Genomic DNA, 12,990 nt, shown 5'->3' with positions numbered 1-12,990 from the left:
GGCATCAGGTCCTGTCGTGGGTGATGCGCGCCAGCTTGAGGAGCTGGGAGCTGATGGTGAGGCCGGACCGCTGGGCGGCGTCGATGTTGATCTCGAAGCGCACGCGGCTTTGTTCGAGGAAGAGGTTGAGCACTGCGCCGCGCTCGGCGGCTCCTGGCGTCTCGGACACCGTCAGCACGGGCCGGCCGTGCAGGGCCGCCAGGACGCCGGGCAGGCGCGTTGCCTCGGAGCCGGGGATGAACAGCATGTTGCAGAGGCCCGTTTCCTCGGTCCGCGTGACGCGCCGGATCTTCAGGACGCCCTGGCCCACGGGCCGGCCGTCGAAGGCGTCCAGCGCCGGACCGAAGGGATCGGAGCCCAGTACGCAGAGTTGCACGCTGGTCTGGCCGCGTCGGGTCTGGGGCCAGTCGACAAAGCGGGCGATGTTGTAGAGCATCGCCCCCTTGACCTGGTACTCGGTCTGGGCGGCCGCTGGCGCGCCGAACAGCAGCGCGACGACCAGCGCAGCGGCGAGGCGCCAGTTGCGTGCGGCCGCGACGGTGCGGGGCCGGCGCATCAGAAGTTCGTCCGCAGCTGGACGAAGGCGGTCCGCGGGATCTCCTCCAGATCGCGCAGCGCCATCGGAGTGATCTCCGGATGCCGCGCCTTCAGCAAGTCCTGGCCGACCACGGCGATCTCCAGCCGCGGGGTCGGCCGCCAGCCGAGCCGCAGGTCCAGCCGCGTGTGCGCCGGGATCGATCCCGTCGCCAGGCGGCCGATGCGGAACAGCGCCGCATCGAGGGCAAAGTCGTGCGGCAGATCGAGCTGCGAGCGGAGCTGGAACTGGTTGCGCGGGGAGGATCCCGGGTCGTTGTAGCGCTCGGGCGAGATGTTGGCCGCCGGCGTCTCGGCCTTGATCGACAGCGCGCTGTAGCTGCCGATCAGCCGCCAGGCCTGGGTGACCTGCCAGTTGGCGCTGAGTTCCAGCCCGCGAGTCTGGCCCTTGCCGAGGTTCGCCACCTGGGCCGGAATGACGATCATCGGCGGCGGCGGGCTGGTGACCAGGACCGACGCGCCCTGGGTCAGCGTCGTCAGCTTGCGATAGTGAGTGTCGAAGACGGCGAGATCGATGCTCAGCCGCGAGCTGAGCATGGCGCGATACCCCGCCTCGAGACTGACTTCGACCTCTGACTTGGCGTTCGGATCGCCCAGGGTCTGGAGGCCGATCAACATGGGCTCGTAGCTCAGCGGGGCCAGCAGACGCAGGCCGCGGTCGGCGATCGAGGGCGAGCGCACCGCCCGCGAGGCGGCCGCCCAGAACGTCTGGTTGGGCGTGGCCGTCCAGGCCAGGCGCAGGCTCGGTTCGAACTCCCAGCCGGTCTCGGTGCTGTGCTCGGCCTTGGCTCCGGCGGTCAGGGTCAGATCGTGCGCGACGGAGATGGAGTCCTGGCCGAACAGGCTGACCTGGCGCAGAGGCTCGGCAGGGGCCGTGGCGACGATCGAGATCACCAGGCCGTCCAGGGTGGAGAAGTCCCGCTGCCGGTATCCGGCGCCGAGGACGACCTGATGATGTTGGCCGAGGGCGAAGCTGTATCGCCCCTCGCCCTCGAGGGTGCCCATCCGCAGGATGCCGCCGAATTGGCCGATGCGGTCGCGCTCGTAATAGGCCTGGGCCGAGACCGAGCCATTCGCCAGCGACCGCTCCCAAGCCGCCTGCACGAACCAGGTCTGGTTGCGCTCATCGAGGATCAGGCGGCCGTCGGGCTGCACGGGCAGGGGGATGAAGGCGCGCAGACTCGCGGGGAACGGGCCGGCGGTCACGCGCGTGCGGCCGGCGAGGTATTGGCCCTCGGCCGTGACGTGATCGACGGCGCTCGGCGTCCAGTCGAGGCGGAAGCCGGCGTCCCAGGTGCGCAGGGGGTCGCCTGCGTCGCGGCCGTCCGCGGTCTTCAGCGCCGGATCGCGGACATCCCGGAGGAACACGCGGTAGGCGGCGGTGTCCGAGATCCGGCCGCCGAACACCACCGTCGCCTGCTCGCGCGAGGCGCCGTCGCCGCCGGTGAGGCTCACGGTCGTGCCCTGGGTGGCGTCCGCCGACTTGGTGATGATGTTGATGACGCCGTTGACGGCGTTCGCGCCCCACACCGCCGCGCCCGGCCCGCGGATCACCTCGATCCGCTCGATGTCCTCCGGCGGCACGTCCTGGACGAACCAGAGCACGCCGGCGTAGGCGGCCGAATAGATGGGCCGGCCGTCGATCAGCACCAGCAGCTTCGAGGAATAGACGTCATTGAAGCCGCGGATCGACACCGCCCACTGGCCGGTGTGGGCCTGGGCGACGTTGACCCCCGGCGCCAGGCGCAGGACGTCGGGCAGGGTGGTCATGCCGGAGCGGCGGATGTCGTCGGCGGTGATCACGAACACTGCCGCGGCGGCCTCGCCGACCTTCTCCGGCCGCCGCGAGACGCTGGTGACCTCCACGTCCATCAGCTCCTGCAGGCTCATCTCCGCCAGGGTCGGCGGGGTGTCGCGCGCCGCGCTGGCGGACGCGCCGGCCGCCGTGGCGCCGGCCTCGGCGGCATGCGCCGAACCCGCCAGCGCGGTCAGGCAGGCGGCGGCCAGGAGGGCAGGTCTCAGACGTCCGGCCGACGTCGTTTTGGCGGCATGGTTCATGTGTGCTCGAAGCAACCCCGGATTGCTTTGAGCAAATCATGATCGCTCGCTGGGCGTGTTGACTTGCGTCAATCGCGTGAGAATTGAAGTTGCGGTGAAGCTCAAGACGCGGCGAAGCTTGATCTAGCTCAACGGACTATACCCAGGGCTGTCATAAGCTGATCATCTCGCGACGCTTGCACACGGGGGTGGGCGCGCCGAACCGGTCACCAATCAGGGACGACGAGTGCCCACGACGTCGCCAAAGGCGCTCCCGAAGAGGGCATTGGGCCCGAAGCCGCCCGACGTGGGCGGAGAGGTCCTGCGCCGGGACGTCGGCCTCGGCGAGGAGCCCTATCGCGACCTCCTGATGGCGACCGCCGACTATCTCTGGCAGGTCGACGCCGATGGCGTCCTGCGCGAGCTCGTCGCGCGAGATTCCCTCCCGCTGCAGTACGAGCCGGGCGAGCTTATCGGCCGGCCTGTGCTGGACCTGACGCCGGAGGGCGCGCGCGCGGCGCTGGGACGGCGGCTCTCTTCACAGCTCGCCGCCCGCGCGGCGGTCGATCGCCTCGACATCCTGGTCCTGCGCAAGGACGGGGTGGAGACCACGCTGGAGGTCAGCGCCCGCCCGATCTTCGACGCGGGCGGCGTCTTCCGCGGCTATCTGGGCGCTGCCCGGGAGGTCGGCGACATCCGCGCCAGCCGGCGTGAACTCGAATACCGCGACCGCCTGCGCGTCGCGGTGGCCCGCGCGGCCAGCGAACTGGTCGGCGCCGCGAGCGTCCAGGTGGGGGCGCCCCGCGCGCTCGGCATCCTTGGGGAGGCGATGAAGCTCGACCGCCTCCTGGTGTTCGAGAACCGCGCCGAGCAGCCGGGGCCGGTGGCGCTGCTGTTCAACTGGTCCGCATCCGAGGTTCCCGCCAAGGACGCCCCGCTGGGCGAGCCCCTGCAGGACGACGGCGGCGAATGGACCCAGGCCATGCGGGCGGGACGCGCCTATGTGGCGCAGGCTGGCGAGGTCGATGGCCTGATCGGCCAGCTGCTGGATTTCGCCGGGGCCAAGACCATCCTCTTCGCGCCGATCTCCGTGGCGGGCGACTGGTGGGGCACGCTGACCGCCGACGACTGCAAGTCGGCCCGCGAATGGACCGCCGCCGAGAAGGAGGTCCTCACCATGTTCGCCGAGATCGTGGGCGCCTCGATCCTGCGCGAACGCCACCAGCTGGAGCGCGCCCGCGCCGAGCAGGCGCTCAACCTCTCGAGCCATCACGACACCCTCACGGGTCTGGTCAGCCGCAAGCTGTTCAGCGAGCGCCTCGACCGGGCGATCGGCGCCGTGGCCTCCGGCGGACCGCGCTTCGCTGTCCTCTATGTCGACCTCGACCACTTCAAGGACGTCAACGACACCCTCGGCCATCCGGTCGGCGACGTGCTGCTCCAGGCGGTGGCCGAGCGGTTGCGCTCGGTGACCCGCGAAGGCGACGTGGTCGCCCGTTTCGGCGGCGACGAATTCGCCGTCCTGCAGTTCGGGGTGGCGAGGCCCGAGGACGCGGCGGGCATGGCCCGCGAGATCATCGAGGTGCTCAAGGAGCCGTTCCGCATCGCCGAGCACAACCTGCACATGGGCGCCAGCATCGGCATCGCCCTGCAGGAGGCCGGCGCGGCCCGCGCCGAGACGATGCTGTCCCACGCGGAGCTCGCCCTCTACCGGGCCAAGGCCGAGGGGCGACGCACCTATCGCTTCTTCACCGCCGCCATGGACACCGAGGCCCGCCGCCGCGTGGTTCTGGCCGACGAACTGCGCAGGGGCTTGGCCGGGGGTGAGTTCTTCCTGGTCTACCAGCCGCAGGTCGACATGCGCCAAGGCCGGATCATCGGCGTGGAGGCCCTGGTCCGCTGGCGCCACCCGACGCGCGGCGTCGTTTCGCCGGCCGAATTCATTCCCGCCGCAGAGTCCAACGGCCTCATCGTCCAGCTGGGCGAGTGGGTCCTGCGCGCGGCGGCCTATCAGACCCGGGCCTGGATGGACCGCGGCCTCGCGCCGCCTTCGGTTTCGGTAAATGTGTCTCCCATTCAGTTCCGTCACCCGGAGCAACTCGAGGACTTCATCGGCGCGCTCGTCCGTGAAACCGGGCTGCCGCGCGGGGTGCTGCAGCTCGAGCTCACCGAGTCGGCCCTGATGGAGGCCTCGATGGCCCAGGCCGACGTGCTCGACCGTCTGCACCGGCAAGGGTTGAAGATCTCGCTCGACGATTTCGGCACCGGCTATTCCTCGCTCGACTACCTGCATCGCTACCGGGTCGATGAGATCAAGATCGCCCAGGAGTTCGTCCAGCGGATGGTCGACAATCGGGGCGACGGGGCCATCGTGCGGGCGGCGATCAGCCTGGCCCAGGCCCTGGAGCTGCGGGTGCTGGCCGAAGGCGTCGAGCGGGCCGACCAGGCCAAGATGCTCGCCGACTGGGGCTGTCACGAAGTTCAGGGCTTCTATTTCGCGCGGCCGCTGCCGGCCGACGAGGTGGAGAAGCTGCTCGCCCAACGAACCGTCAAGCCGGCCAGCGCGCCGGTCGCCTGACGCAGGCTTCGGCGCGGCGCGACCCATCAAAAAGGCGCGGCGCCCGCAGGCGCCGCGCCTTTGCTTTGTCGGGCGGCGGCTCGCGCCTAGCGGTGGAGCACCGCCATCAGGCGCAGCACGGCCGGGCCACCGACGATCATGAAGATCGTGGGCATGATGAACAGCATCATCGGAACCGTCAGCAGGCTGGGCAGGCGGTTGGCGCGCTCCTCCATGAGCAGCAGGCTCTCGTTGCGCAGTTCCGCCGCGGCGGTGCGCAGGGCGTTGGCCAGCGGGGTGCCGAAGCGCAGGGTCTGGGACAGGGTCTTCATCACCGAGCGCACTGCGGGTGAGCCGACCCGCTCGGCCATGGCGTTGAACGCCGCGTCGCGATCGGGCAGCACCTTCAGGTCCGCCGCGGTGGTGGCCAGCTCCTCGGCCAGCGCCGGCTGCGAACGCTTCAGCTCCTCGGTGATGCGGTCCAGGCCGTCCTCCAGCGACAGGCCAGCCTCGACGCAGACCACCAGCAGCTCCAGCGCCTCGGGCAGGCCGTGGGTGACCTCGTCGGCGCGCTCGCGGGTCATCCGGCGGATGATCACGAACGGCAGCAGCCAGCCGGCGGCGGCGGCCAGCGGGGTGATCGCCACCACGGCCAGGGCGCCGACCATGCTCGCTTGGCCGATCGAGTGGAGCGCCGTCAGGGTGAGGAGGATCATCGCCCCGCCGAGCAGCAGGCGGGCCATGGCGAAGGCGAACGGCGCCCGGCGGTCCGGCACGCCGATGCGGCGGCAGATGCGGGTGATCTCCAGGAGGTCGGCGTCGTCGAGACCGGCGGCGGAGATCCGCACCAGCCCCGCTTCGGGCCCTTCGTCGGCGCGCGACGGCCGCTGGGCCGCGCCGCGGGCGGAGACAAAGGCCACCCGCTCGGCGATCAGCTTGCGCTCGGAGCGCGCCGCCTCGATCACCATGAAGGCGCCGCCGCAGATCAGGCCCAGCGACAGGATGGCCGGGAAGAACTGGAGGAATTCCATCGGGGAGCCTCGATCAGACCTTGAGGACCTTGCGCATCATGCTGCGCATGGTGAGGAAGCCGGCCACCAGACTGCCGATGGCGGAGAGCGCGATCACCTGGCCGCGCGGATCCACGTAGAGCGGCTCCAGATAGCCGGGCTGGATGAACAGCAGGCCGGCGATGATGACGAACGGGATGCAGCCGAGGATGTAGGCGGTCATCCGCACTTCGGCGGTCACCGCCCGCGCCTTCAGCCGCAGCGCCCGGCGCCGGCGGATGATCTCGGAGAGGATCTCCAGCGAGGCCGCCAGGTTGCCGCCGGTGGCGTGCTGCAGCGAGACCGCGACGGTGAAGAAGCGGAAGTCCGGCAGCTGGATGCGCTCGCCCGAGGTCGCCAGGGCGTCGCTCAGGGGAATGCCGATCTCCACCTGGTCGGCGAGCTCGGTGAAAACGTGGTTGACCGGCTCGGGCGCCTCGTTGCCGACGGTGCGGATGGCGGCGCTGACCGGCAGGCCGGCGCGCAGCATGCGGATCACCATGTCGATGCCGTCCGGGAACAGATCGGTGAATTTGGCCTCGGCGCGGCTCTGCTCGAGGCTGAGCACGAAGCGCGGCAACAGCAGGAAGCCGGCGGCGGCCACCAGGCCCGCGATCCAGTCGGGCAGGCGCAGCACGGCGTGGCCGAGCAGCCAGCCGGCGGCGGCCGCGCCCAGGGCGTAGAGCAGGAGCACGCGGCCGGGGGTCGGCGCGCCCCAGCGGCGGCGAAGGCCGAGGCTGAACAGGCGCTTGAGCGCTTCCTCGGCGCCGGCCAGCCAGCGCGCCGCGGAGAACGCCTCCTCGGCGGCGGAGGTGCGCGAGGCGTGGGCGATCAGGTCGACGCGCCGGGCCAGGGTGCGGCTGGCGCTCTGGGCGCCGGCGAAGGCCGTGGCCAGCATGATCGCGCCGAGCCCGACCAGGATGATGGTGACGATGAGCAGTCCCACGGGATCAGGGCCTCCTGCCTTCCTTGTCGCCGCTGAGCGCCTTCATGAAGGCTTCGCCCAGGCCGAAGTAGTCGAGCCGCCGGTAGAACCGCGGCCGCACGGGGTGGGATTCGAAGACGCCCTTCAAGGTGCCGTCGGGGTTCTCGCCGACGTAGCGGTAGTTGAAGAGCGACCCGAGGGAGATGATGTCGCCCTCCATGCCGGTCACCTCGTAGACCTCTGTCACCCGGCGCACGCCGTCGCGCATCCGCTCGGTCTGGACGATGAGGTCAAGGGCGCTGGCCATCTGGGCGCGGATGGCCGGCACGGGCAGGGCCGTGTTGGCCATCAGGATCATGTTCTCGATCCGCGCCAAGGCGTCGCGAGAGGAGTTGGCGTGGACCGTCGACATCGAGCCGTTGTGCCCGGTGTTCATGGCCTGCATCATGTCGAAGGCCTCGGACCCGCGGACCTCGCCGACGATGATCCGGTCAGGGCGCATGCGCAGGGCGTTGCGCACCAGGTCGCGCTGGGCGATCTCGCCGTGGCCCTCGATGTTGGCCGGGCGCGTCTCCAGCGGGATGACGTGCGGCTGCTGCAGCTGCAGTTCGGCCGCGTCCTCGATGGTGACGATCCGCTCGTTGGGGTCGATCATCCGCGAGAGGGCGTTGAGCAGGGTCGTCTTGCCCGAGCCGGTGCCGCCCGAGATGATGATGTTGAGGCGGCAGCGGGAGGCGATCTCCAGCGCCCGGCCGAGGTCCGGCGACACGGTCCCCAGGCTCGTGAACCGCGAGAAGTCCATCATCTCCTTGGCGAACTTGCGGATGGAGATGCAGGGCCCGCGCAGGCTGAGCGGGGGGATGATGACGTTGACCCGGCTGCCGTCCGGCAGGCGCGCGTCGAGCATCGGACTGGACTCGTCGACGCGGCGTCCGATCGTCGACGCGATCCGCTGGGCCACGTGCATGACGTGGGCGTCGTGGCGGAAGCGCAGCGAGGTCAGCTCCAGCTTTCCCCGCCGCTCCACGTAGATCTTGTTGGGCCCGTTCACGAGCACGTCGTTGACGGTCTCGTCGCGGAGCAGGGGCTCCAGCGGGCCCAGCCCGATCATGTCGTTGACGATGTCGGCGGTCAGGGTCCGCTGCTCGGTCTTGTTGAGCAGGAGACGCCGCTCGTCGGCGATCGCGGCCACCAGCTGATCGATCCGGGCGGTCAGGTCCTGAGCCGCCATCCGCACCGCGACCGCCGGCTCGATCCGCATTAGGACGAGGTCGCGGATCTGGTCGGTCGCGGAGTTGCTGCGAGCTTTCGGTATCGTATCAGCGGGCGGCATTCTCAACCCAGGACTCGTTCGAACAGGGACTTCTTGTGATTGCCGACGTCGCCCGAGAGCATGGCGAGCACCGGCTCGAGGCCCCGATCTAGCGTCGGAATCTCGGGCTTGGCTTTGACACCGAGCAAAGCGCCCGACGCCACGTCCTTGGCCCACGGGATCACCACGTCCGGCGCCTGGTCGGCGGCGCGGGTGAACTCCGCCAGCGGCAGGCTGCCCGGCGCGCCGTTCATGTTGAGCACGTGCAGGATGGTCCGCTCGGCGGTGTTGCCGCCCAACCATTCGCGCCAGCGCGCCACTTCACGGGCCGACACCAGCCGCGCGTCGGAGACGAGCAGCAGGGTGGAGGGCATGTGCAGTGTGCGGCTGAGGCTCGCGGCCTGGGCGGCCGGCACGTCCACCACCACGTAGCGGTAGCGGCGCGAGACCTTGTCGAGCAGCGCGATCAGCGCCGACTCGTCATAGCCGGTCTGGGCGTCCAGCGGCTCCAGGGCGGCCATCAGGTCCAGCCGCTTCGTGGCGTGGATCAGGCCCCGTTCGAGGAACAGGTCGTCCACCCGGTCGGCCTGGCTCAGCGCCTCGGTCAGCGCGTGGTTCGGGGTCGCGTCGAGCTGCAGGGCGGCGTCGCCGGACTGCAGGTCGAGATCGACGGCCAGGACCGGCCGCGGCGGATTCTCCGACAGCCGCAGGGCGGTGCGGACCGCCACGGTCGTGGCGCCTACCCCGCCGCGGACGCCGACCACGAACACCGTGCGGCCCGTGCGCGACTGCGGCGCCTCGGCCTCGCCCGAGAGCACGGCCTGGCAGGTGCGGGCCACCAGCGCGGTGACCAGCGGCTTGAAGAAGTATTCCACCGCGCCCGCCTCGCGGATATTCCGGTAGAGGCGGATGTCGTTGGTCTCGCCCACCGCCAGGATCGCCATCGACGGCTCGATCATGTTGGCGAGCTCGCGGATGCGCGCGCCCGGATCGTCCTCGCCGCTGACGTCGACGATCAGGAGGCGCCCGGAGGTGTGCTCGGTGGCGTCGGTCAGGGCCGTGGCCACGCCGCCGGTCTTGATCACCGTGTCGGCGGCGCCGAGATCGCTGAGCGCTTGGCGCACCACGCCGGCCGAGTCGTCGTCGCGGATATAGGCGACGACCCGCGGCGTATGGGCTTCGGCCGAGCCGTACTGGAGCTGGTCAGCCATCAGTTGCCTCCCGAGGTCGAGGTGTTGGTGGTCAGAAGGGTCGTGGTCGGAACCGCGAGCACCTTCTTGTCCGGACCCTTCTTCAGGTTCTCCACGGCGACCGCCTCGCGGTTGCCGAGCGCCGGGGTCTCGGCGCGGCCACGGACCAGGTCGGCGGGATCGGCGACCATGGCGGCGAGGTTGGCCTTGTTGGCGCAGCCCAGCATCGGAGCGGCCAGGCTGGGGCCCGCCGGGTTGGACGTGCAGACCGGCGGCGCGGCCTGCACATGTTCGGAGAGGACCTTGCTGTTCTCGGCGCAGGCGCCGAGCGAGAGGGCGAGGCCCGCCACGGTCGCGGTTAGCGCGGCGCGGCGCAGGGTGGTGCGGGAGGCGATCAACGCTTTTCCTCCATCTTGAAGCCCGCCGGCCCGGCGAGGTGGGGTTGCGGTCCAGGAGCGGCGGCGACCTTGCCCTTCACGACCTGCTCGAGCTCGTTGGCGAACACGATGCCCTGGTCGGGGGTGGTCAGGGCGGCGGTCTTGTTCACCGGCCGCACGATGTAGGGGGTGACGATGATCACCAGCTCGCTCTGGTCGTGAGTGAACTGCGAGGAGCGGAACAGCGGCCCGAGCACCGGGATCTCACCCAGCCAGGGGTACTGCTTCACCGTGCTCGCCACGTTGTTCTGGAACAGGCCGGCGATCGCGAAGCTCTCGCCGCTGGCCAGCTCGACCGTGGTCTCCGCCCGGCGCACCGAGATGCCCGGAATGGTGATGTTGTTGATGGTCACCGCGCTCTTGGTGGAGATCTCGCTGACCTCCGGCCGGACGCGGACGCTGATGCGGCCCGCGTCGAGCACGGTGGGCGTGAAGTCCAGGGCGACCCCGAACTTCTTCCATTCCACCGTCACGGTGTTCTGCTGCTGGGCCACCGGCACCGGGAACTCGCCGCCGGCCAGGAAGCTGGCGGTCTCGCCCGACACGGCGGTCAGGTTCGGCTCGGCCAGGATGCTGATCAGGCCTTCCGACTGGAGGGCGTCGATCATGGCGTTGATGTTCGCCGACCCGCCTTTCGAGCGGTAGCCGAGCACCAGGGAGCCCACCGACGGATCGCGGGTGAAGGTGTTCGGCGAGTCCGAGGGGATGAAGTCGCGGCCGTAGCCGAGGCCGAACACCGTCGAGCCGTTGTTGATCAGGGTTTCCCAGTTGAAGCCGAACTGGCGGCCGACCGAGCGCGAGACTTCGGCGACGCGGACTTGCAGGTTCACCTGGTTCCCGCCGATCACGCCGACGTTCATGTTCACCGCGTCCTTGTCCTGGACGAACTGCTGGGCGGTGGACTTCACCGCCTCGGCTTCGCGCGGGGTGGCGACGAGGCCGTTGATCGTCAGGCCCTTGGGCGTGGCGGTGACGCGCAGGTCGCCGCTCGGCGCCTGGGCGCGGATGGCGGCCGACACCGTGCCGGCCGAGCGCTCGACGTTGACCGTGTAGGACGCCACCTTGCCGCTGACCGAGGTCACGTGGATCGTCGTGGAGCCCGGCTTACGACCGTAGATGGCCAGCTTGCGGTGGTCGGTGGCCTGCACGTCGGCGACGTCCGGATCGGCGATGAACACCGTCTTGGCGGCTTCCGGCAGGATCAGCATCTGCGCCTTGCCGACTTCCACGGCCAGCGAACCGGAGACCACGGTGGCGGCCGGCGCGGAGACCGGGCGAACCTTGGTCTTGCGGACCGTCTCGTGGGTCGGGGCGGCCACCGCGGTGGCCAGGGCCAGGACCGCGATGGGAGCCGACAGCGCCAGGGCGCGGCTGCTGGTCGAGGCCTTGGGCGCCGACTGCAGCTCTTGGAGGGGGTTTCTGTTGGGCATCGTTGCGCCTGTCGCTATTGGGTGGACTTGGAGCCGCGCAGGATCTGGACCGGCGGATAGGCGTCCGCGCGGCGGGCCTGCGGGGCGCGCTTGGGGGTGACGGCGGCGGCCGAGGGAGCGGGAGCCGCGCCGCGGCCGAGGGCTGCGGAGACGTCGCCGGCCCAGACGGGGCGGCGGTCGGCCACCTCGATCTTCGGCTCGGCCACGGGGCGCAGCGCCACTTCGAGCTTGCCGAGCTGGCTCGCGACGAACAGGCGCTCGGCGTCGGTCGGCAGGGCTTCCAGGGTGAGAGTGCGCGGGGCGGTGTCGGCGGTCTGCTGAGCGCCGTTGGGGCCCTGCTCGTTGGCCGGCTGCATGGCGTGGCCGACGGCGACCACGCGGGCGTCCTGCAGGACCGTCTCGCCCACCGACTTGCGGCCGGCGTCCTTGCCGTCGAGCTGCTGGACCAGGATCACGTCGACCCGGTCGCCCGGCAGCACCAGGCCCGAGGAGGTCTGCGGCGCGTCGACCGAGATGGTCGCGGCGCGGTAGCCTGGACGCAGGGTGGCGGCCAGGAAGCCGCGCTCGGTCGGCCGCAGGATGCCCGCCTGGGCGATCACCTCTCCCGCGGCGAACGCGCGGCGGGAGACGGAGCCGGCGATTTCGGTCTCGGAGGTCTGGCCGCGCACGAAAGCGCCGGCCGGCGCCTTGGCCTCGCCGATCTCGCGCCAGGTCAGGTCTTCCGGGCGCAGGAGCGTGCCGGGTTCGATGGCCTTGGCGGCCACCAGGACGGCGGGACCGGCCTTCTCGGCCTGGACGGAGCCCGATTGCGGGCCGCCGCTGCGGAGCCAGACGACGCCGATGGCCACTCCGGTGAGGAGGGCGAGGGCGCCGACGGCCAGGAGGATGTTTCTAACGAAGGGGGTCATGCCAGCCGTGTCAGGGTTATGGCGACGCCAGCGAGGATCGCGACCGCATAGGGAAGCTGCTCGTGGTCGGCGCTCGGGGTTGAGCCGGTGGAGGCAGGCTCCGGAGCGAGTCCGGATCCGGCGGGGGCGGGCTTGCGGCCCGTAGAGGCGAGCCGGGCCTTGCGCGCCAGCCAGAAGCCCGCGGCCAGGACGCCTCCGGAGAGGATGATGGCGGCGAGCAGCTGCAGGACGTGAGCAGGCTCGACGAGGAAGGTGGCGGCGGCGATCATCTTGGCGTCACCGCCTCCGATCACGTCCCGCTGCGCCATCAGGGCGAGCGGCACGAAGATCGCGAGGGCGACCCCGAGGCTGATCCAGGACAGCGCCCCATCGGTGACGATCCGCGCCGCGAAGCCAGCCGCCAGCACGCCCAACACCAGGGGGTTGGGGATCAGGCGCGACTTCAGATCGGTGAAGGTCGCTGCGACCAGGCCCAGGAGGCCTGCGCCTTCGAACAGGACTGCTGCCGGGGAGCCGAATTCGGTCATCCGGCGAAACTCCAGATCGCCAGG

11 protein-coding genes are annotated in these 12,990 nt (G+C 70.6%); 1 reads left to right on the top strand and 10 read right to left on the bottom strand.

From position 1 onward, the window contains the following. Positions 1-4: 4 nt before the first annotated feature. Complete coding sequence (locus DJ017_RS16185; RefSeq protein WP_111529685.1) at positions 5-556, bottom strand: YfiR family protein; 552 nt, start codon at positions 554-556, stop codon at positions 5-7. After that, on the bottom strand, positions 556-2,652 hold the full coding sequence (locus DJ017_RS16180) for a TonB-dependent receptor plug domain-containing protein (RefSeq protein ID WP_111529684.1): 2,097 nt from the start codon (positions 2,650-2,652) through the stop codon (positions 556-558). Before DJ017_RS16180 ends, DJ017_RS16185 begins: the two co-directional genes overlap by 1 nt. Before the next feature lie 286 nt (positions 2,653-2,938). Between DJ017_RS16180 and DJ017_RS16175 the strand changes: the two genes are divergently transcribed. Next, positions 2,939-5,209, top strand: a complete 2,271-nt coding sequence (locus DJ017_RS16175) for a putative bifunctional diguanylate cyclase/phosphodiesterase (protein WP_133255473.1) — start codon at positions 2,939-2,941, stop codon at positions 5,207-5,209. Between the two features lie 86 nt (positions 5,210-5,295). Here the strand turns inward: DJ017_RS16175 and DJ017_RS16170 are convergent, their stop codons facing one another. The 8 genes from DJ017_RS16170 to DJ017_RS16135 form a co-directional block, all read right to left on the bottom strand. Continuing rightward, positions 5,296-6,219, bottom strand: a complete 924-nt coding sequence (locus DJ017_RS16170) for a type II secretion system F family protein (protein ID WP_111529682.1) — start codon at positions 6,217-6,219, stop codon at positions 5,296-5,298. A 13-nt stretch (positions 6,220-6,232) separates the two neighbouring features. Next, on the bottom strand, positions 6,233-7,183 hold the full coding sequence (locus tag DJ017_RS16165; RefSeq protein WP_111529681.1) for a type II secretion system F family protein: 951 nt from the start codon (positions 7,181-7,183) through the stop codon (positions 6,233-6,235). Positions 7,184-7,187: 4 nt separating this feature from the next. Beyond that, positions 7,188-8,423: a CpaF family protein gene (locus tag DJ017_RS16160; protein WP_227000174.1), complete on the bottom strand. Its 1,236-nt coding sequence runs from the start codon at positions 8,421-8,423 to the stop codon at positions 7,188-7,190. A 74-nt stretch (positions 8,424-8,497) separates the two neighbouring features. Then, on the bottom strand, positions 8,498-9,685 hold the full coding sequence (locus DJ017_RS16155; protein ID WP_111529679.1) for an AAA family ATPase: 1,188 nt from the start codon (positions 9,683-9,685) through the stop codon (positions 8,498-8,500). Further along, entirely contained in the window at positions 9,685-10,062 is a 378-nt protein-coding gene (locus DJ017_RS20870) for a CpaD family pilus assembly lipoprotein (protein ID WP_227000173.1), read from the bottom strand. Before DJ017_RS20870 ends, DJ017_RS16155 begins: the two co-directional genes overlap by 1 nt. Beyond that, a complete protein-coding gene (locus DJ017_RS16145; RefSeq protein WP_111529678.1) occupies positions 10,059-11,531 on the bottom strand; it encodes a type II and III secretion system protein family protein in 1,473 nt (490 codons plus the stop codon). Before DJ017_RS16145 ends, DJ017_RS20870 begins: the two co-directional genes overlap by 4 nt. A gap of 14 nt (positions 11,532-11,545) precedes the next feature. After that, on the bottom strand, positions 11,546-12,439 hold the full coding sequence (gene cpaB, locus DJ017_RS16140) for a Flp pilus assembly protein CpaB (protein WP_111529677.1): 894 nt from the start codon (positions 12,437-12,439) through the stop codon (positions 11,546-11,548). Beyond that, positions 12,436-12,966: an A24 family peptidase gene (locus tag DJ017_RS16135; protein WP_111529676.1), complete on the bottom strand. Its 531-nt coding sequence runs from the start codon at positions 12,964-12,966 to the stop codon at positions 12,436-12,438. The genes cpaB and DJ017_RS16135 overlap by 4 nt, the downstream gene beginning before the upstream one ends. Positions 12,967-12,990: the final 24 nt, after the last annotated feature.

The organism is Phenylobacterium soli (assembly GCF_003254475.1).
GTDB classification, from domain to species: Bacteria; Pseudomonadota; Alphaproteobacteria; order Caulobacterales; family Caulobacteraceae; genus Phenylobacterium; species Phenylobacterium soli.
This window is presented reverse-complemented; position numbering and strand designations above follow the sequence as displayed.

Coding starts and splice junctions, on each gene's coding strand:
- DJ017_RS16185 (WP_111529685.1), bottom strand. CDS start 556: ATGCGCCGGCCCCGCACCGTCGCGGCCGCACGCAACTGGCGCCTCGCC.
- DJ017_RS16180 (WP_111529684.1), bottom strand. CDS start 2,652: ATGAACCATGCCGCCAAAACGACGTCGGCCGGACGTCTGAGACCTGCC.
- DJ017_RS16170 (WP_111529682.1), bottom strand. CDS start 6,219: ATGGAATTCCTCCAGTTCTTCCCGGCCATCCTGTCGCTGGGCCTGATC.
- DJ017_RS16160 (WP_227000174.1), bottom strand. CDS start 8,423: ATGCGGATCGAGCCGGCGGTCGCGGTGCGGATGGCGGCTCAGGACCTG.
- DJ017_RS16155 (WP_111529679.1), bottom strand. CDS start 9,685: ATGGCTGACCAGCTCCAGTACGGCTCGGCCGAAGCCCATACGCCGCGG.
- DJ017_RS16145 (WP_111529678.1), bottom strand. CDS start 11,531: ATGCCCAACAGAAACCCCCTCCAAGAGCTGCAGTCGGCGCCCAAGGCC.
- cpaB (WP_111529677.1), bottom strand. CDS start 12,439: ATGACCCCCTTCGTTAGAAACATCCTCCTGGCCGTCGGCGCCCTCGCC.
- DJ017_RS16135 (WP_111529676.1), bottom strand. CDS start 12,966: ATGACCGAATTCGGCTCCCCGGCAGCAGTCCTGTTCGAAGGCGCAGGC.